Here is an 18,159-nt window from a genome sequence, read left to right as displayed (position 1 = left end):
TCGGCCGCTCCCATCGATCGCAGGCCACCGGACCAGCGAAAACCTCGCTGCGCAAGCCTCTTTCGACCAGCGTGCGGTGCGCCCGCTCAGGCGCCCGCCAGCTCGGCCCGCACCGGTTCCCGGCGGGCCACCCGGCCGCTGGGTACCCGGAAGTTGTCGCGCTCGCCGCAGGTGGGCGGGGCGGGGCGCAGGCCGCGGGTGAGGTCGAGGTCGGCGTAGAGGAGGCCTTCGGTGCCCTCGGCCAGCGGGGTGGCCAGTTCCAGGCCGCCGGGGCCGAAGATGCGGGAGACGCCGCCACCACCGCGCAGCAGCCGGCGATCGGGCAGGCGGGCGTCGACCACTTCCCAGCCGGCGACCGGCACCACGGCGACGGGGGCGATCACGTAGGCCGCGCCGTCCATCGCGTAGCGCACGCTGGCCGCGGTATTGAGTTCCGGGCCCCATTCCTTGCCCTCGCCGTAGTACACGGTGAAGCCGGACCAGGACGCGATGTGGATCTGTTCGCGCTCCTCCTGCATGCGGGCGCGCAGCGCGGGGCGCATGTGGTCGGCGCCGCCGAGCACGCCGATCCGGCCGTGTTCGGTGTCGCGCACCAGCACCTCGTCGTCGGCGGCGCTGAAGACGGTGCGCTCGAGGCCGGTCGGTTCCCCCTTGCGGGCGACCGAGATCTCGCCCTGCACGTCGATGAGCGCCTGCGACATGAACACCTCACGACCCGCGCGCTCGGCGAACCCGATCGACACGTGAATGCCTTTGCGGCGCGCGGCATAGGCGATGGCGCGCAACTCCGGGCCGTCGGCGGTGAGCGAATTGGCGAGATAGCGCGCGAGGAACTCCTCGCCCCAATCGACCGAGTTGAGCCACATCCACCACGGGAATCCGGGCAGGAATGTCTCGGGAAACGCGACCAGCCGCGCACCACCGTCAGCGGCCTCGTCGATCAGCCCGATGGCCTGCTCGACCCCGGCGGACAGGTTCAACCACTTCGGCTCGGCTTGCACCGCAGCAACGCGTACCCGACCAAACATCGTGACCCCTTGTCGCTCAATCCTTGAAAGGTGTTCGATTCACTCTCTCGCAGATAGCGCGGACATAAACTGTCATAGCGTGCCACTCGACTGACCGTCCGTGCCAAACCGGCGATACTCCCCGGGAGTCCGGCCTGTTTCCCGACGAAAGGCCCGGTAGAACTGCCGTTCCGTGGCGAAGCCCGACGCCACGCCGATGGCAGCGAACGTCAGGTCCGGTCTGGAGACCAGCATTCCACACGCACGCCGCACACGAAGCCGCCGCAGCAGATCGGTGGGTGATTCACCGTGCTCCTCGAACACGCGGTACACCGACCGCCGGGAAACGAAACACGCCGCCGCGAGGGAATCGATCGTCAGCGCCGGATCGGCGTAGTTGGCCCGCAAATAGGCCAGCACTCCTTCGCGCGTCAGCGAATTCTCCGCGGGCCGGTTCAGCGGCCGGCCCGCCACCAGCGAGGCCGCCGAGGCGAGCAGGTCGATGGCGGTTTCGGTGAGCGCGGCGGCCTGGACGGTATCGCGATCCTGTAGGCGCGCCAGATCGGTCAGGAACCCGCTGACGATCGCGACCGGCCCGTCGGCGGGAATGGTGCGGGCGGTCGGGATCCGGACCGTCGACATGCCCGGCCTGCGGCGCACGGCGTCCATCGGGATCTGCACGATGACCTGCTCGATATCCTCGCCGACCCGCCATTCGTAGGGCGCGTTCGATTCGTAGAACACCATTTCCCCCACCCCGACCCGGGTACTGCGGCCGTGCTGGCTGAGCACGGCCGATCCCCCGGTGTGAATGCTGACCAGCAGATACTCCTCCGCTGCCCGCGCGATCAGCGACCGCGTCCTGGTGACCTCCTGGGCGGTCGAGGTCAGCCGGGACAGGCCGAAATCCGGATAGGCGTGGTGCGCGATGCGGCCGTGGAACGATTCCGCGCCCGCCGGGCGGGCGGCCAGCGGCACGTAGGTCTGCGTCAGCATGGCTTCCCACTGCTGGAACTGTTCCCCGGCGCCTGCGTCGGCGCCGACGGCGAGCACCCCGGGAAGACGGGAACGATCGACTGCTGCCGGAACATCGACTGTCATGGGGACACCTCGTCGTATTCGTATTCACACGACGTAAGACTCGTCGAGTACCCCCCTCGACTGGGAAGAGGATATCACCGACGGAAAAGAATTCTTTTCAGAAACGGATCGATGGTGACAGGCCCCACTCGGCGGTCACAGACCGGAACACATCGCATATCCGGCGCGGTATTCCCCCGGCGCCATTCCGAATTCCGCGTTGAACGCCCGGTAGAAGTGACGTTCGGCGGCGAATCCGGCCGCCGCGGCCACTTCTTCGATCGGTCGCATACGCCCGTCGCGCAATAATTCGCACGCGTGTTCGAGACGCATCCGGAGCAATCGGCGGGCCGGACTTTCCTCGCCCTCGAACAACCGGTACAGGGTGCGGCGCGAGATCGCGAAGCGCTGCGCGACGGTATCGACGGTGAGGTCGGCGTCGGCGAACCGGCGCCGCATGAAAGCGAGGATCCTGGCGCGGGTCAGCTCGGCGGCCGACGGGCCGCGCGGCACCGACCCGGCCGCGAGTTGCAGCGCCGAGGCCAGCAGCCCCACGCCGTGGCGCGCGAGCTCGGCGGCCACCTCCGGGTCGCCGTGCTGCATGCGGGCCAGCCCGCGGAAGTACGCGCCCACCGCGGCGGCGGGATGCTCGGGCCCGAGCGCGACCGCCGACGGGATCGTGGCCAGGGGCGCGCCGACCGCGGCCAGCGCGTCGATCGGCACCTGGACCACCACCTTGTCGAAGTCCTCGTCGATCTCCCAGCGATAGGGTCGCGCGCTGTCGTAGAAGACCATGCTGCCCGCGTCCACGTGCGCGATCCGGCCGTCCTGGTGCATCACCCCGCGCCCGCCCAGGTAGATGCTGGCCAGGATGTGCCGGTCGGCGCCTGCCTCGACCAGCCGGGAGGTGCGCCGGACGGTCTGCGCGCCGGCCTGCACCGAGGTGACCAGGAGGTCGTCGTAGGCCGTCGCCGCGATCCGGCCGCGGAAGGCCTCGGTGCGATGCGGCGAGACGGCGAGCGGAATGTAGGTCTCGCTCATCAGCGATTCCCACCGCTCCACCACCCCACGCTGTGACAGCTCGCCGCCGGCCCGAACAGCCACCGTCGTCCGTTGACTCATGACCGCTCAGCCCCCTCCGTCACTCGGCTCCGAGTGCGCTCAGTATGCCACGGGAATACGGACATAACGCCCAGTAGGCGCGGGGTCACGCGGTGTGGCGGCGGGGCTCGCCTGCCTGGAGAGCATGGCCGGTGACCAGGCGGTATTCGCCCGGAGTCATCCCGGTCTCGACCCGGAACGCCCGGAAGAAGTGCCGCTCGGAGGCGAAGCCGGAGGCGAGCGCGATCGAGGCCGTCGCCCGGGTGGTGTCGCGCAGGAGCAGCACCTGCGCGCACTCGACCCGCATCCGCCGCAGCACGGTGCTCAGGCCGTCACCGGCCTCGTCGAAGAGGCGGTACAGGCTGCGCCGCGACACCAGGCAGGCTCGCGCGATCTCGTCCACCGTCAGCGCCGGATCGGTACATCGGGCCCGCATGAACGACAGCACCTGCTCCCGCGACAGCGCCTGCGCCGACTGCCCGATCGGCAGCGTGCCACCGGCCAGAGTGACCGCCGAGGCCAGCAGCTTGACCCCGTTGTCGGCCAGCACCACCGCCTGCTCGGGCGCGCTCTGCTGGATGCGGGCCAGATCGCGGAAGAACCCGGCGACCACGCCGGCCGGGCTCTCGGCGTGCACCGTCGTCGCGGTGGGCAACGCGCCGCGCCCGGTCGGGACGTGCTCGCCGAGCACCGACAGCGGCACCCGGGCCACGACCTGCGACCAGGAGCCGTCGATGTCCCAGTGATAGGGCCGGGTGGTGTCGTAGAAGACCATGTCGCCCGGACGCAGCACGGCGATCCGCCCGTCCTGATGCAGCCTGCCGAAGCCCTCGGTGAGGATGCTGACGAACAGGAACTCGCCGTCGGTGCGCGCGATGCCGCTCTTGGTACGCCGAATGCGCTGACCGCTGGCCCCGACGGTCGACAATTCGAACCCGGGCAGACTGCCGCGCACGATGCGACCGTGGAACACCTCGTCGCGTTCGGGGTCCACCGCGAGCGGCACGTAGCTTTCCGACAGCAAGGATTCCCACTCCGCGAAAGCCTCGCCCGCCGCCAATTCCGGACTGTCGTTCAGTTTCAGCTCGACGAGAGGCTCAGACGACTCCACGCCAACCACCCCGCTTTCCTGCGAACCGACCAGCAAACCGTGGGCGCGACAACGAATCACCCGTCACCCGGTGTCCGAGCCTGCCAGATCGACCGGGCCGTTGCCAACGAGTGATTCACAATGGAAATATCGCCGCAGCTCAAATCTTCAACCGACCCCGGCCTTTACAGGTGATTCGGCCCGTGCCGCCCGGTGACCACCGCGACCTTGTGATGCTAATCACCGCAGCGCGCGGTTCGTCGTGTCGCGCTCAGCGCAGCGCCACGCTCGCCCGGGCAACCATCCGGTATTCGCCCGGTGTCATTCCCGTGATCTCCCGGAACACCCGATAGAACTGCCGTTCGGTGGCGAAACCGGAAGCCGCGGCGACCGTCGCGATCGAGCCGATCTCCCCGGCCGCCAGCAACTTTCGGGCGCGCTCCACCCGCAGCCCGCGCAGCACGGCACCGAGTCCGCCGTCGAACTCCGCCACGATGCGGTACAGCGTCCGCCGCGACACCCGGCAGGCGTCGGCGATCCGGTCGACCGTCAGGCCCGGATCGGTGTAGTTGGCGCGCACATAGTCCAGCACCCGCTGACTGCTCATCGCCTCCGCGTGCGCGTGGCCGGGACGACCGCCCGCGGCGATCACCGCGGCCGCGCCGACGAGATCGATCCCGCTGCCCGCCAGGATCGCCGCGGCGTCCGGATCGGAGTGGCGCAGTTCGGCCACCCGCTGGAAGAACCGGGCGAGCGTGGTGCCGACACCGCCCGCGCCGAGCATCAACCCGGCGGGCAGCGCCTCGGCCCTGATGCCGAGGAAGTCGACGACCCGCTGGCGGGGCACCCGGATCGTGAGGTCCTCGATGGCCCCGGTCGAACGCCACAGGATCGGGCGGGAGGTGTCGTAGAAGATCATCGACCCCGGCGTCAGCACGACGCGATGCCCGGCGTGCTCCACCTCGGCGCGGCCCGCGAGCACGACGCTGCCGATGACATGGAACTCGTCGGCCCTGGCGATGTGCCGCCGGGTGCGGCGCAGCTCGTGCCCCTGTACGCGCACCGTTCCCACGGCTACGTCGCCGAAGTCGGCCGAGCGGATCCGGCCGCCGAAGTCGCCGTCGACCGTCGGCGCGATCGACACCTCGGTGAGCGCACTTCCGACCAGGTCCGCCCAGAATTCGAACGCGTCCGGCGTCGCCGTCCGCTCGGTCGAGCAGACTTCGGGAAAACCCTCGAACCCCTGCATCGCCCGATCGTTGCACCAGCGCCGACCCCGTGTCAGGAAATTTGGCGAACATCACCGTTCGCCTAGCTAACGATGGGTGTGGCCTGTAGCTTCTCCCGGAACTCACCCGGGGTCATGCCGGTCGCCACCCGGAACACCCGGTAGAAGTGACGTTCCGAGGCGAAGCCCGCCGCGGCCGCCACCGCGCCGAACGGCCGCGCCGGATCCGCCCGCAGCAACGCCTTGGCACGCTCGACCCGCATGCTGGACAACCGTGCGCGCACACCGCCATCGGCGCTACCGAAGACGCGATACAGCGCCGCCCGGACCGTTGTCGCCCGAGGTGGTGCACTCTATCCGGAATCACCGCTGGCAGAGCCATCAATCCCACGCCCGAATGTGTCTTTCGTCATGCCGCCCGGCGCGGATGGGCGAGGATCTGCAGCGCCAGCAGGGCCACCACCGCGAACGTCGCGATGAGCACAACCACCCACACCGTCGGGTAGTCCCAGAGCAGGAACACCGCCGCGGCGACGATCAGCACCACGGTCCGCAGCACCCCGAGGTTCGCGGCGACGACGCCGGACACCCGGCCGCCCTCCCCGCGGCGCATCCGCGCGATCGCGCCGTCGAGGGTGTCGCGCGACTTGGTGGCGAGTGTCGACGGCCCGGCGAGGTAGGCGCCGACCGCCGTGAGCGCACCGATCAGCGCGACCACGCGGGTGCTCACCCGCAGCGGATGGACGAGCGTGTCGTAGACCGTCCTGGCCACTTCGACCGAGACCGACCGCGCCGACAGATGATCGAGATAGACCGCGCGCGCGATCAGCAGCGCGGCGGCGAGCACCACCATCGACACCAGCACGCTCAGGCCGACCGCGAGCAGCGCGCGGCGGCGGGAACCACGCCCCGCCACCAGCACCGCGCCGATCGCACAGGCCAGCGTGGCGATACCGAACGCGATCGCGCCCCGGTCGAGCAGCCGCACGGCCCGCTGGGCCTTCGCCAGATCCTCGGATTCGACCAGGACGAATTCGCCGCGCGATTCGAGGTCGAGACGAGCCAGGGCGAAGCCGCGCTCCTCCAGCTCGGCCTCCAGCTGCCGCAGCATCGGTTCCAGCGAGATCGAGACGACACCCTCCGTATTCACCTGCAGCACACCGTCTTCCCGGCCGGTGAGCGCCGCGACCATGGCACGGTGGGCCTGCCGGTTCGCCGTCTCCCACAGCCGCGCGAAGCGGTCGCTGCGGACCAGCGCGTCCGCCGCGTCCCGCACCAGCTTCTCGGACTGCGCGGTCAGCAGGGCGGGCACACTGCGCAGCGCCGCCTCGACGCGCGGGTTGCGGTCACGGCGCTCGGCGAAGGAGTCGACCAGTTCGGTCGCGGCGCCCTGCACGTCGACGCGCGTCATGACCGCCTCGGTCAGCCTGGCCGCGAGGGCGTCCTGGACCACCGGATCTTCGGCCAGGGGCACCATGGTCTCGACGTAGTGATCGGTATCGAGGAGTTCGGCGCGCACGAAGCCCGCCACCACGGTCGTGAGGGTGAGCAGGCCGGTCACGCAGACCAGCAAGGCCACGGCTATCCGCCTGGTCGTGCGAGCAACTCCACCAGAACCGTCTGCCATCTGCCCGGCTTCCTCGCTGACGTCGAGGAACCCATCGTATCGCCGACCGACCGGCGAGGACAGCAACTACGCAGCGGCTACTCGCCGCAGCACCCACCGGCGGCGGGCAGGGTCCTGGTCTCCCTGGTCTGGGCATTACGGGCGGCGAGGTCGGCGTCGGCCGGGTAGTCGACGCGGACCAGGCTCAGGCCGTGCGCGGGCGCGACCGTCACCGAGCTCGATCGCTCGGTCTCGGTCAGCAGGCTCGCCACCCACTCGGGTGTGCGGCGGCCCTCGCCGACGGCCAGCACCGCGCCGACCAGGCTGCGCACCATCGACCAGCAGAACGCGTCCGCGCTGACGTGCGCGTTCAGCAGCTCGCCGTCGCGCTCCCAGTCGAACCGCTGCAGCTCGCGCACGGTGGTCGCGCCCTCACGGCGGCGGCAGAAGGCGGCGAAATCGTGCAGGCCGAGCAGCTGCCGGGAGGCCGCGCGCATGGCGTCGAGGTCGAGACCGGGCTTGGCGGCCACCACACTGCGCGCCTGCAGCGGTTCGGCGCCGTAGCGGGCGGTGGTGAGCCGGTAGACGTAGTGGCGGCGGGTCGCGGAGAAGCGGGCGTCGAACTCCGGCGGCGCGGGGGCTACCTCGGTGATGCGCACGTCCTTGGGCAGGAAACGCGCCATCCGGTACAGCAGTTTGTCGGCGTCGAGGTCACCGGTCGTGTCGAAATGCGCGACCTGGCCCTCCGCGTGCACCCCGGCATCGGTGCGCCCGGCGACGGTGAGCTGGATCGGCTCGCGGAACACCTTCGACAGCGACTCCTCGAGCGTGCCCTGCACCGTGCGCAACCCCGGCTGACGCGCCCAGCCGGTGAAATCGGTGCCGTCGTAGCTGATCCCGAGCCGCACCCGGATCGCTTCCCGCTCGGTGTCGTCCATCGCTTCCTCCGCGCCTGCTGTCACTGGCAAAAGAACGAGCCCGTCACCCACGAAGGGTGACGGGCTCGGCCGAACTCCTGAGAATCAGGCGTCCTTCTTGTCCTCGGTGGCCTCGTCGGCGGCCGGGGCGTCGGCCACGGTCTCCTCGACGACGGTCTCCTCGGCCTCGGCGGCCGGGGCGGCCTCGGCCTTCTGCGAAGCGGCGACGCGACGGGCCCGGTCGGCCTCGTTGGTCACGGTCTTCTCGCGGACGAGCTCGATGACGGCCATCGGCGCGTTGTCACCCTTGCGCGGCAGCGCCTTGGTGATGCGGGTGTAGCCACCCTCGCGACCCTCGAACGAGGGGCCGATCTCCGCGAACAGCGCGTGCACGATGTCCTTGTTGCGGATGACCTTCATGACCTCGCGACGGTCGGCAAGGGTGCCGCCCTTCGCCTTGGTGATGAGCTTCTCGGCGTAGGGGCGAACCGCCTTGGCCTTCGACTCGGTGGTCGTGATACGACCGTGCTCGAAAAGCGCCGTGGCCAGGTTGGCGAAGATCGCCTTCTGGTGCGACGCCGACCCGCCGAAGCGAGCACCCTTCTTGGGCTTAGGCATTGGATTCTCCTTGGGAAAGGTTCACCGGGGGTGCCCCCCTGGCGACCTAGAGCTGTTCGGTCTCGGCGTAGTCCTGCTCGCCGCCGTCGGTGTCACTGAACGTGCCGCTGTCGCTCCACGTTCCGGTGCTCGCGTCGTAACCCACCACGGAGGACGGGTCGAACGACGCCGGGCTGTCCTTGAGCGAGAGGCCCAGCGCGTGGAGCTTGACCTTCACCTCGTCGATGGACTTCTGGCCGAAGTTGCGGATGTCGAGCAGATCCGACTCGGTGCGGGCGACGAGCTCGCCCACGGTGTGCACACCCTCGCGCTTGAGGCAGTTGTAGGACCGGACGGTGAGGTCCAGGTCCTCGATCGGCAGACCGAAGGAGGCGATGTGATCCGCCTCGGCCGGGCTGGGGCCGATCTCGATGCCCTCGGCTTCGACGTTGAGCTCACGGGCCAGGCCGAAGAGCTCGACCAGGGTCTTGCCCGCCGAGGCGAGCGCGTCCCGCGCCGTGATGGAGTTCTTGGTCTCCACGTCGAGGATGAGACGGTCGAAGTCGGTGCGCTGCTCGACACGGGTGGCCTCGACCTTGTAGGTCACCTTGAGCACCGGGGAGTAGATCGAATCCACCGGGATCCGGCCGATTTCCGCACCGGTCGCCTTGTTCTGCACGGCGGGCACGTAACCGCGGCCCCGCTCGACGACGAGCTCGATCTCGAGCTTGCCCTTGTCGTTCAGGGTGGCGATGTGCATGTCCGGGTTGTGCACGACGACGCCGGCCGGAGGCACGATGTCACCAGCGGTGACGGTGCCGGGGCCCTGCTTACGCACGTACATGGTGACCGGCTCGTCCTCTTCGGAGGACACGACCAGACCCTTGAGGTTCAGGATGATGTCGGTGACGTCTTCCTTCACACCGGGAACGGTGGTGAACTCGTGCAGGACACCGTCGATGCGGATGCTCGTGACCGCGGCCCCCGGGATGGAGGACAGCAGGGTACGACGCAGCGAGTTGCCGAGGGTGTAACCGAAGCCCGGCTCGAGGGGTTCGATGGTGAACTTCGAGCGGTTCTCCGCCACAACCTCTTCGGTCAGTGTCGGACGCTGGGAAATCAGCATGAGGATCTACTTCCTGTTCAGGGCATCCGCTATTTGATGCCTCGTCAGTGAGTGCGGGGGTCGCCGTATGCGCGACCCCCACCAAAAGCGCTTACTTCGAGTAGTACTCGACGATGAGCTGTTCCTGCAGCGGCACATCGATCTGCGCGCGCTCGGGCAGCTGGTGCACCAGGATGCGCAGGCGGCCGGGGACGACCTGCAGCCAACCGGGAACCGGACGCTCGCCGACGGTCTCACGCGCGACCTGGAACGGCAGGGTCGGCAGCGACTTCTCCTTGACATCGATGATGTCGTACTGGGAGACCTGGTAGCTCGGGACGTTCACCTTGACGCCGTTGACCACGAAGTGGCCGTGGCTGACGAGCTGACGAGCCTGACGACGGGTGCGCGCCAGACCGGCGCGGTACACGACGTTGTCCAGACGCGACTCGAGCAGACGGAGCAGGTTGTCGCCGGTCTTGCCCTTGAGGCGGTTGGCCTCTTCGTAGTAGCGACGGAACTGCTTCTCCATGACGCCGTAGGAGAAGCGAGCCTTCTGCTTCTCCTGCAGCTGCATCAGGTACTCGGATTCCTTGATCCGCGCGCGGCCGTGCTGGCCGGGCGGGTAAGGACGACGCTCGAACGCCTGGTCGCCTCCGACGAGGTCGACGCGCAGACGACGCGACTTGCGGGTGATGGGGCCGGTATAACGTGCCATTTTAAGCTTTTTCCTTTCCCGCTGTTAGACGCGACGCCGCTTGGGCGGACGGCAGCCGTTGTGCGGCTGGGGGGTGACATCGGAGATCGAGCCGACCTCCAGGCCAGCGGCCTGCAGCGAACGGATCGCGGTCTCGCGGCCCGAACCCGGGCCCTTCACGAACACGTCGACCTTCTTGACACCGTTCTCCTGCGCCTTGCGGGCAGCGTTCTCGGCGGCGAGCTGCGCGGCGAACGGGGTGCTCTTACGCGAACCCTTGAAGCCGACGTGGCCCGACGACGCCCACGAGATGACATTGCCCTCGGGGTCGGTGATCGAGACGATGGTGTTGTTGAACGTGCTCTTGATGTGCGCGTGGCCGTGCGGGATGTTCTTCTTATCCCGGCGACGCGACTTCTGAGTCTTCTTCGGGCCAGCGGCCCGGCTCTTCGGAGGCATACGCTATCCCTACTTCTTCTTGCCGGCGACGGTCTTCTTCGGACCCTTACGCGTACGCGCGTTGGTCTTGGTGCGCTGACCACGAACGGGCAGGCCACGGCGGTGGCGGATGCCCTGGTAGCAGCCGATCTCGATCTTGCGGCGAATATCGGCCTGGACCTCGCGGCGCAGGTCACCTTCGACCTTCATGTCAGAGGCTTCGATGTAGTCACGAAGCTTGGTCAGGTCGTCGTCGCTGAGATCCTTCGAGCGCAGGTCCGGGCTGACGCCGGTCTGAGCCAGGATCTCGGTGGCGCGGGTGCGCCCGATTCCGAAAATGTAGGTCAACGCGATCTCCATGCGCTTTTCGCGCGGGAGATCGACGCCCATCAGACGTGCCATGTGGCAGGTTCCTTAATGGTTGCGGAGGTCTGCTCCCCGTCCGTCCCCCCGTCTTTCAGGTGGGGGCACCGGCCTCCGTACCGGTGGTTGGCGCGCACAAGTACGTGCGTGCTGGAGCTGGGAGTTCTTCTTTTTCGGTCAGTCCGATCAGACGATCGGTGCCCGGTGGTGCTGCTGGATCAGCCCTGGCGCTGCTTGTGGCGCAGGTTGTCGCAGATCACCATGACCCGGCCGTGACGGCGGATCACCTTGCACTTCTCGCAGATCTTCTTGACGCTCGGCTGAACCTTCACGTCCGTCCAATCTTTTCTTGGTCCACAAGGGTCTGTGAACACAGTTTTTCCCCAGCCGACGACTGGGGAAGTCTTGTAGCGCGCTCCGGCCGGGGCCGGAACACCAGGCGACGCCGCGTGCCGTCAGGCTCGCGGCGTCGAGCAGGTCTCACTTGTAGCGGTAGACAATCCGGCCGCGGGACAGGTCGTACGGCGACAGCTCGACGACCACGCGGTCTTCCGGAAGGATGCGAATGTAGTGCTGCCGCATCTTTCCGCTGATGTGCGCGAGAACCTTGTGACCGTTCTCGAGCTCGATCCGGAACATCGCATTGGGCAGCGGCTCGACAACTCGACCCTCGACCTCGATGGCCCCGTCTTTCTTCGCCATATCCTCCGCGATCCCGGTTATGCTTCTAACCTGAGTTTGGATTGCCTCGTAGCTGCCCGCTGGCATGCGAACAGTCGGCGCATAGGTGCACCGCCGCTCAAGCTTACCGGTAGTGCACTCCAGAGGCAAAAACGCCCCGAACCGGCCACCGGTCCGGCGCGGTCGGCCGACCGGAGGCGCCCACCACCGTGCCGGGGTTGTCGCGTAAACTCACCGGCGTCGGAGATGTGGGTCGAGCAGATCGGGGGACCCTGGTGAGCGGAACGCGCCGGTGAGTCGTAACAACGACAGCCTCCCCATGTTGCCGCCGTGGCTGTCGGAGAGCGAAGTCACACAGGTCGGCTACGAGGCTCCGGTGGAGAACCTCCCCCAGGACGATCTGATCGACGAGGCACCCAAACGCCGCCGCTTCATGGGCCGTGGCGGGAACGACGATGCCAAGAAGGACAAGCGCGGGCGTCGCCGTAGGGGTGAGGACCAGCCCGAGCAGCATCAGCCCGTCGCCGAGCCTGCCGACCAGCGTCCGCCCGTGGAGCAGCGCCGGCCCGCCGAGCAGCGTCCGCCGGTCGAGCAGCCGCCCGCGCGGCAGTCGTGGCCGGGCGAGGCCGCGAACCCGCTCATCCCCGGCGACCAGGCCAACGGCTGGCAGGGCGGCCCGGCAGGCCCCGGCACGCCGCCGCCGTGGCCGTCACCGCACAACGGGAGCAGCGCGGCCGTGCCGCCCGCTCCCGGGCCTTCCGCCCCCGCGCCGGTCGGCGATCCGTCGATCCCCACCGGCCCCTTCACCAACACCCCGCCGTCGCACGCCGGCCCGAGTACCGCGCCGACGGCCGGCCCGACCGGTGCGCACGAGAATCCCGCGACGGCCTACGCAGACCCGACCGCGCAGGCCGGTGACCATTCCGCTCTCTCCCTGCCGACCCGGACGCCCGCGCCGCCGTCGACCGGGTTCACCCCGCTCGGCCCGGGCCAGCAGCAGCGTCAGCTCCCCGACCTGCCGCCGCCCCCGCCCCTGCCGGATCCGCCCGCCCGCCCCCGCCACACCGAGGCGCCACCGCGCCTGACGGCACCGGGCGAACCGTCGATCGGCGCCCCCGCGGACCCGCTCCTCGGACCGATTCCGACCCCCGCCACCGAATCACCGGTGTCGTCGACCACCGCCGACCCACTCCTCGGCCCGGCGCCGACCACCACCGGCCCTTCCGCACCAAGCGTGGACCCGCTCCTCGGGCCTGCGCCGACGTCCACCTCCGGTACCTCCGCACCCAGCGTGGACCCGCTGCTCGGCCGTGCGCCGACCACCGCCGGTACACCCGCGCCGGGTGTGGCGGACCCGCTGGTCCCTCCGGCGACCAATGCCGCCACCACTGCTTCGACCGGTGGCGCGTCGGCAGGCGGGTGGACGATGTCCGAGGAGGCGGTCGCCGAACTGCGCTCGCCGTCCCCCGACGCACGCACTCCCGACCAGGCCCTGTCGCCCGACGCCGCTCGACGGCCGGATCCCGCGGACGTCGTTCCGCCGGCGTCCGGTGAACAGGCACGGACCGGCCGTGGACGGCACAGCCTCGACCAGCCGGAGTCCGCGGCTGCGATCGGCGACGCCGCGTCCCCGGCCACCGCGACGCCTCCGCGCCTGCCGGAACCGCCCGCACGCCTGGGCGATCCGGCCGCGACGGGCGGCTCGCAGTCGGGCTTCGCGCCGTCACCCGACGCAACGACAGCTCCCCCGTCGCTGCCGGAACCGCCTGCGCGCCTGGGCGTTCCGGCTGAGACGAGCGTGGACGCCCGGGATGTCCTGTCACCTGACGATGCGGTGCGGCGGAACGACCTCGCCCCGGAGGCGCCCGTCCACGACGGCATGTCGTCTGCCGACCGCGCCGCGACGTCTCAGACCTCGCCCGACGTGTTCGCACACGGCTCGACCGGCACGCCGTCGGCGCTCACCTCGCCCACCACGGGCGATGCCATCGCATCGCCCCGGCCCGCGGCGGCCAGCCCTACGGACGACGCTCTCAGCGGCCACGTCTCGGCGGGCAATGCGCCCTCCACGCGCGGCTCGACACCCCGCGATGGCGCCACCCCGTCGACGCACGGCTCGGCGCCCCGCGATGACGCCGCGCGATCGACGCATGGCTCCGCGCCTCGCGATGGCGCCACCCCGTCGACGCACGGCTCGGCAGTCGGCGGCGACAGCGCGGAAGACAGCGCACCTGCCGACCGCACCACCCGGATGAGCCTGCCGACGGATCTCACCGGCGGTACGGGTCCCGCCACCGCGAGCGCCCCCGACTCCCGGTCGGCGTACAGCGCAGGCGAATTCACGCCGTCCACCGGTGCGGGATCCCCGTACCGGCCCGGCGAGTTCGTCGCTCCGCCGCAGGCGCCCGGCCCCGACCAGCCGTCGCACTACGTCTCGCAGACGCCGACCTACCATTCCTCGCAGTACAACGCGATACCCGGCGATCCCTCGCCCGGTGCGGGCACCCAGTCCGCTCCGGACGCGCAGACGGAGATGTTCCGCGGTGACGACCCGCGGGTGCAGGCGGCCCGGAACCAGGCTCCCGGTGGCGAGTACGCGCCGCCGTCCTGGCAGAGCGGCACCGACCAGCAGGCACACGCTCCGCAAACCGGTTACCGCTCCGGCGAATTCGCGCAGCCGGCCAACCCGTACCAGCAGACCCCGGGTCAGTACCAGCCGGGCGACCCCGCCCAGCAGCTGCCCGAGTCGTATCACCGCCCGGACGGCGGCCTCCCGCAGCCCGACGGCACTCCGGCTCAGCACGGCGCACAGGCGCCACAGGCCGAGGCGACGCGGCACTACCAGCAGCAGGACCCCTTGGCACCGCGGCAATCGCAGCCCGACGGCTCCCCCGCGCAGCAGTACCTGCCCGACGGATCTCCCGCGCCGACCCACCTGCGGCCCGACGGCAGCCAGCAGTTCCTGCCCGACGGCAGCCCGGCGCAGAACCATCAGCGGCCCGACGGTGTCCCGCCGCAGCAGTACCTGCCCGACGGCACGCCCGCGCCGAACTTCCAGCGGCCCGACGGCGTCCAGCCGTACCAGCAGCCGGGTGACGTTGCGCCCCAGCAGTTCCAGGGCGGCCCGACCGTGGCGCCCTACCAGCAGGGCCCTGGCCAGTTCCAGCAGCCCGGCCAGTACCAGCAGCCCGGTTGGGGTGCCAACCCACAGCAGGGTTACCAGCCACCGTCGCTCGACAACGTCCCGGTCAAGCGGGTCAAGAAGGCGCCGGGCAGTGGCTGGCGTAAAGCGGTGCACCATGTTTCGGGTGGCGCGATCAACCCGGGGATGTCCGCGGAGGAGCGGCGCCTGCAAGAGCTGGTCGCCCGCATCCGCCAGCCGGTGCGCGGTGACTACCGGATCGCGGTGCTCTCGCTCAAGGGTGGTGTCGGCAAGACGACGACCACCACCGGCCTCGGCTCGATCTTCGCCTCGATCCGTGGTGACCGGGTGATCGCGGTCGACGCCAACCCCGACTTCGGCACCCTGTCGCAGCGGGTGGCGCTGCAGACCCGCTCGACCGTGCGCGACCTGCTGCTCGATCCGTCGATCGAACGCTACTCCGATGTCCGCAGGCATACTTCGCAGAGTTCGAGCAGGCTGGAAGTGCTTGCCAGCGAACGTGATCCGGCCGCGTCGGAATCGTTCAACGACGAGGAGTACCGGGCGGTGGCCCGGATCCTGCAGCGGTTCTACAACATCATTCTCACCGACTGCGGCACCGGCCTGATGCACTCGGCGATGAGCGGCGTGCTCGATCTGGCGCACTCGCTGGTGCTGATCTCGTCGGCGGCGATCGACGGCGCGCGCAGTGCCGCGGCGACGCTGGACTGGCTGTCGCTGCACGGGCACGACCACCTGGTCCGCAACGCGGTCGTGGTGATCAATCTGCCGCGTGAGGGGTCACCGAATGTCGGCGTCCAGCAGTTGCGCGAGTACTTCCTCTCGCGGTGCCGGGCCGTGCACATCATCCCGTTCGACGAGCATCTGTCCGAGGGTGCCGAGATCGATCTGCACCGCCTGCACAAGACGACCAAGCGGGCGTACGTGGAACTGGCGGCGACCGTCGCCGACGAGTTCGGCGTCGACCACCACCGCTTCGGCTGAGCTACGCCGCGGGCGGGCCGGTCACCATTCCGGCAGCCTGCGGCGCCCGGCGATCACGTCGCGGACCAGGTCGTCGTAGGCGTCGGCCAGCTCGGCGAGGTGGTGCCACGCGCCGTGCAGCATCTCGTCGTTGGCGGGCATGGTCATCAGGGCGTGGTGCGCGCGGACCGAGGATTCGGCCAGCCGGTCGATGACCGCGCCGATCGTCTCGGTGTGCAGGGTCGCGCCGAGGCGGTGCTGCGGGACGGCGCGATGCACCCAGTCGTCGATCGCGAGGACCAGTTCGGCTCGGCGGCAATCGATCTCACGCATCACCACCGGATCGGTGTCGACGAAACCGCCCCGCCCGACGATGCGCTTCTCGTGCAGCACCGCGAGATCGCGCGCGAACCACAGCAGCGGTCCCCCCACCACCCGATGTCCGCGACACGCCCGGACGAGAAGATCGGAGAGCGGCAGTAGACCGGTAGTCGCCGGCGGCCCGGCGGTATCGACACACCGCAATGTGTCGGGGAAAGCCATTACGACCGTAGAACTCTCCGAACCAGCCACGTTGCCTCGCCGTCGTCGCCGCACAGCACCGGATCAGGACGTTCATTACAATAAACCTCGCAAGCATCCTGTCAAGCATTACTCGGCCGTAGGTAACCCAGACGAGTACACTTCGTTACCTGCACGACCTACCGAGGAGCATGATGGCGGACGGTCCGACCTACCTCCGGATCGCAGACCTCCTCCGTGAGGAGATCCGCGCGGGCACGTGGAAACCGGGCGATCGGCTGCCCAGCCATTCCGAACTGGCCGAGCAGATGCAGGTCTCGATCACCACTTCGCGCAACGCGATCCAAGTGCTCGTCGCCGAAAACCTCGTCTACACAGCTACTTCCCGCGGCACCATCGTCCGAAACCAGGAAGTACTGGAATCCGTGGTCACCGACCACATCCGCCCCGATCGGCCGCGGTCGGCGCACGACATCTTCGAGGAGATAGCCCGCGCCGCCAATCGCGAGCCTGCCAAGGAATTCAGCACCAGGATGGAGCCCGCCGACGACCAGGTCGCGCAGTGGCTCGGGGTCGCCGTCGACTCCTGGGTGCTGGCCCGCACCGTGGTGCAGTACCTCGACAACGAACCGTGGTCGTGGGAGGTGAGTTTCTACCCACGCGATCTCGCCGAAGCCGCGAGCATCGACTCACCCCATGACATTCCCGAGGGCACGACCCGTCGCCTGGCCGATCGTGGCCACGGCGAGACCGCCCATCGAGACACCTTGACAGCGCGACCCGCCACCGCCGAAGAGGCAGCGGTGCTCGGCGTCGCCACCGGCACCGTCCTGCTCGACCACCTGCGCATCGGCGCCAACCACGAACGGGTCACCCGGGCGACCCGGCATCGTTGTCTCGCCGGCCGCAACCGGCTGGCCTACCAACTCGGCGACGCGGCGGGCACCGCCGTCATCGCCCGCACCCTCGGCATCGCACCCGGACCTGCCGTCGCCTTGCCATGACCGTGGCGATGCGCCCGGCCGCCCTGGGCGACCTGCCGCTGATCTGCCGCCTGCGGGTGCAACGCACCGCCTGGCTCACCGCGCGTGGGTCCGACCAGTGGACGGTCGCGGGTCGCGGCCGTCCCATCGAGATCTTCGCCGGCGCGGTCGGGCGGGCGCTGGACGCGGGCGAGACGTGGATCGCCGAGGTCGACGGTGAGCCGGCGGGCACGATCACCGTCAACCACCGGGCCGATCCGGGTCTGTGGTCGCCGTGGGAGCTGGCCGAGGCGGTGATCGTGCACTTCATGATCGTCGACCTGCGGTTCGCGGGCCGCCAGGTCGGGCATCGGATGCTCGCCCACGCCGCCCGGCTGGCCGACCAGAAGGACCGCGACTGGGTCCGGCTCGACGCCTGGACGTCCAACCAGCAACTGCACGACTACTACCGCCGGGCCGGCTTCACCCTGGCCCGCATCGCGGGGCCGTGCGCGGACGGCCCGTCCTGCGCCCTGTTCGAGCGCCGGACCGACAGCTGGTGTGGCCCGCCGATGTCCCGGCAGGCCCACCATCGCGCCGGTTCCCCGGCGCTGCCGATCGGCCGCCTGCCGGGCTGAC

General features: G+C 69.6%; 19 protein-coding genes. 3 read left to right on the top strand and 16 right to left on the bottom strand.

Going from position 1 to position 18,159, the window contains the following annotated elements; translation table 11 throughout:
* Positions 1-86: 86 nt before the first annotated feature.
* From AB0L91_RS16460 to infA, 15 genes are all read right to left on the bottom strand, one after another.
* Positions 87-1,001: a nitrilase-related carbon-nitrogen hydrolase gene (locus AB0L91_RS16460; protein WP_365010715.1), complete on the bottom strand. Its 915-nt coding sequence runs from the start codon at positions 999-1,001 to the stop codon at positions 87-89.
* Positions 1,002-1,100: 99 nt separating this feature from the next.
* On the bottom strand, positions 1,101-2,108 hold the full coding sequence (locus tag AB0L91_RS16455; RefSeq protein WP_365010713.1) for an AraC family transcriptional regulator: 1,008 nt from the start codon (positions 2,106-2,108) through the stop codon (positions 1,101-1,103).
* Between the two features lie 135 nt (positions 2,109-2,243).
* Complete coding sequence (locus tag AB0L91_RS16450; RefSeq protein ID WP_365010710.1) at positions 2,244-3,128, bottom strand: AraC family transcriptional regulator; 885 nt, start codon at positions 3,126-3,128, stop codon at positions 2,244-2,246.
* A gap of 166 nt (positions 3,129-3,294) precedes the next feature.
* Positions 3,295-4,299, bottom strand: a complete 1,005-nt coding sequence (locus tag AB0L91_RS16445; RefSeq protein WP_365010708.1) for a helix-turn-helix domain-containing protein — start codon at positions 4,297-4,299, stop codon at positions 3,295-3,297.
* A gap of 250 nt (positions 4,300-4,549) precedes the next feature.
* Positions 4,550-5,527, bottom strand: a complete 978-nt coding sequence (locus tag AB0L91_RS16440) for a helix-turn-helix domain-containing protein (protein WP_365010706.1) — start codon at positions 5,525-5,527, stop codon at positions 4,550-4,552.
* A 62-nt stretch (positions 5,528-5,589) separates the two neighbouring features.
* The gene (locus AB0L91_RS16435; RefSeq protein ID WP_365011319.1) at positions 5,590-5,823 is read right to left on the bottom strand and encodes a helix-turn-helix domain-containing protein; all 234 of its coding nucleotides are present in this window, start codon (positions 5,821-5,823) and stop codon (positions 5,590-5,592) included.
* Between the two features lie 92 nt (positions 5,824-5,915).
* The gene (locus tag AB0L91_RS16430; RefSeq protein WP_365010704.1) at positions 5,916-7,133 is read right to left on the bottom strand and encodes a hypothetical protein; all 1,218 of its coding nucleotides are present in this window, start codon (positions 7,131-7,133) and stop codon (positions 5,916-5,918) included.
* A gap of 77 nt (positions 7,134-7,210) precedes the next feature.
* A complete protein-coding gene (gene truA / locus AB0L91_RS16425) occupies positions 7,211-8,050 on the bottom strand; it encodes a tRNA pseudouridine(38-40) synthase TruA (RefSeq protein ID WP_365010699.1) in 840 nt (279 codons plus the stop codon).
* Between the two features lie 84 nt (positions 8,051-8,134).
* Positions 8,135-8,647, bottom strand: coding sequence for a 50S ribosomal protein L17 (gene rplQ, locus AB0L91_RS16420; protein ID WP_019045113.1), 513 nt, complete (start codon positions 8,645-8,647; stop codon positions 8,135-8,137).
* Between the two features lie 46 nt (positions 8,648-8,693).
* Complete coding sequence (locus tag AB0L91_RS16415) at positions 8,694-9,752, bottom strand: DNA-directed RNA polymerase subunit alpha (protein WP_022567324.1); 1,059 nt, start codon at positions 9,750-9,752, stop codon at positions 8,694-8,696.
* A 91-nt stretch (positions 9,753-9,843) separates the two neighbouring features.
* Positions 9,844-10,449 (bottom strand): 30S ribosomal protein S4, encoded by a 606-nt coding sequence (rpsD, locus tag AB0L91_RS16410; protein WP_218717566.1) that lies wholly within the window; start codon positions 10,447-10,449, stop codon positions 9,844-9,846.
* Positions 10,450-10,473: 24 nt separating this feature from the next.
* Complete coding sequence (gene rpsK, locus AB0L91_RS16405) at positions 10,474-10,887, bottom strand: 30S ribosomal protein S11 (protein WP_019045110.1); 414 nt, start codon at positions 10,885-10,887, stop codon at positions 10,474-10,476.
* A 9-nt stretch (positions 10,888-10,896) separates the two neighbouring features.
* Positions 10,897-11,268, bottom strand: coding sequence for a 30S ribosomal protein S13 (gene rpsM / locus AB0L91_RS16400; protein WP_355271363.1), 372 nt, complete (start codon positions 11,266-11,268; stop codon positions 10,897-10,899).
* A 179-nt stretch (positions 11,269-11,447) separates the two neighbouring features.
* A complete protein-coding gene (rpmJ, locus tag AB0L91_RS16395; protein WP_011207363.1) occupies positions 11,448-11,561 on the bottom strand; it encodes a 50S ribosomal protein L36 in 114 nt (37 codons plus the stop codon).
* A gap of 148 nt (positions 11,562-11,709) precedes the next feature.
* Positions 11,710-11,931 carry a translation initiation factor IF-1 gene (infA, locus tag AB0L91_RS16390; protein WP_003418601.1) on the bottom strand — a complete coding sequence of 74 codons (222 nt, stop codon included), beginning with the start codon at positions 11,929-11,931 and terminating at the stop codon, positions 11,710-11,712.
* 271 nt (positions 11,932-12,202) lie between these two features.
* On the opposite strand from infA, the gene AB0L91_RS16385 reads away from it, so the two are divergent.
* Positions 12,203-16,057, top strand: a complete 3,855-nt coding sequence (locus AB0L91_RS16385; RefSeq protein ID WP_365010693.1) for an AAA family ATPase — start codon at positions 12,203-12,205, stop codon at positions 16,055-16,057.
* Between the two features lie 21 nt (positions 16,058-16,078).
* On the opposite strand, the gene AB0L91_RS16380 is transcribed toward AB0L91_RS16385, so the two are convergent.
* On the bottom strand, positions 16,079-16,471 hold the full coding sequence (locus AB0L91_RS16380) for a DUF4254 domain-containing protein (RefSeq protein ID WP_355271361.1): 393 nt from the start codon (positions 16,469-16,471) through the stop codon (positions 16,079-16,081).
* Positions 16,472-16,752: 281 nt separating this feature from the next.
* Here AB0L91_RS16380 and AB0L91_RS16375 point away from each other — a divergent pair, with 281 nt between their 5' ends.
* Both AB0L91_RS16375 and AB0L91_RS16370 read left to right on the top strand, forming a co-directional pair.
* Positions 16,753-17,562 carry a GntR family transcriptional regulator gene (locus tag AB0L91_RS16375; protein ID WP_365010690.1) on the top strand — a complete coding sequence of 270 codons (810 nt, stop codon included), beginning with the start codon at positions 16,753-16,755 and terminating at the stop codon, positions 17,560-17,562.
* Complete coding sequence (locus tag AB0L91_RS16370) at positions 17,559-18,158, top strand: GNAT family N-acetyltransferase (protein ID WP_357346497.1); 600 nt, start codon at positions 17,559-17,561, stop codon at positions 18,156-18,158. Before AB0L91_RS16375 ends, AB0L91_RS16370 begins: the two co-directional genes overlap by 4 nt.
* Position 18,159: the final 1 nt, after the last annotated feature.

Source organism: Nocardia sp. NPDC051833 (genome assembly GCF_040681225.1).
In the GTDB taxonomy this organism is placed as follows: Bacteria; Actinomycetota; Actinomycetes; order Mycobacteriales; family Mycobacteriaceae; genus Nocardia.
Note: the sequence above shows the minus strand (reverse complement) of the source record. Positions and strands in the feature narration are given on the sequence as shown.

Coding starts and splice junctions, on each gene's coding strand:
- AB0L91_RS16455 (WP_365010713.1), bottom strand. CDS start 2,108: ATGACAGTCGATGTTCCGGCAGCAGTCGATCGTTCCCGTCTTCCCGGG.
- AB0L91_RS16450 (WP_365010710.1), bottom strand. CDS start 3,128: ATGAGCGAGACCTACATTCCGCTCGCCGTCTCGCCGCATCGCACCGAG.
- AB0L91_RS16440 (WP_365010706.1), bottom strand. CDS start 5,527: ATGCAGGGGTTCGAGGGTTTTCCCGAAGTCTGCTCGACCGAGCGGACG.
- AB0L91_RS16430 (WP_365010704.1), bottom strand. CDS start 7,133: ATGGCAGACGGTTCTGGTGGAGTTGCTCGCACGACCAGGCGGATAGCC.
- truA (WP_365010699.1), bottom strand. CDS start 8,050: ATGGACGACACCGAGCGGGAAGCGATCCGGGTGCGGCTCGGGATCAGC.
- rplQ (WP_019045113.1), bottom strand. CDS start 8,647: ATGCCTAAGCCCAAGAAGGGTGCTCGCTTCGGCGGGTCGGCGTCGCAC.
- AB0L91_RS16415 (WP_022567324.1), bottom strand. CDS start 9,752: ATGCTGATTTCCCAGCGTCCGACACTGACCGAAGAGGTTGTGGCGGAG.
- rpsD (WP_218717566.1), bottom strand. CDS start 10,449: ATGGCACGTTATACCGGCCCCATCACCCGCAAGTCGCGTCGTCTGCGC.
- rpsK (WP_019045110.1), bottom strand. CDS start 10,887: ATGCCTCCGAAGAGCCGGGCCGCTGGCCCGAAGAAGACTCAGAAGTCG.
- rpsM (WP_355271363.1), bottom strand. CDS start 11,268: ATGGCACGTCTGATGGGCGTCGATCTCCCGCGCGAAAAGCGCATGGAG.
- infA (WP_003418601.1), bottom strand. CDS start 11,931: ATGGCGAAGAAAGACGGGGCCATCGAGGTCGAGGGTCGAGTTGTCGAG.
- AB0L91_RS16375 (WP_365010690.1), top strand. CDS start 16,753: ATGGCGGACGGTCCGACCTACCTCCGGATCGCAGACCTCCTCCGTGAG.
- AB0L91_RS16370 (WP_357346497.1), top strand. CDS start 17,559: ATGACCGTGGCGATGCGCCCGGCCGCCCTGGGCGACCTGCCGCTGATC.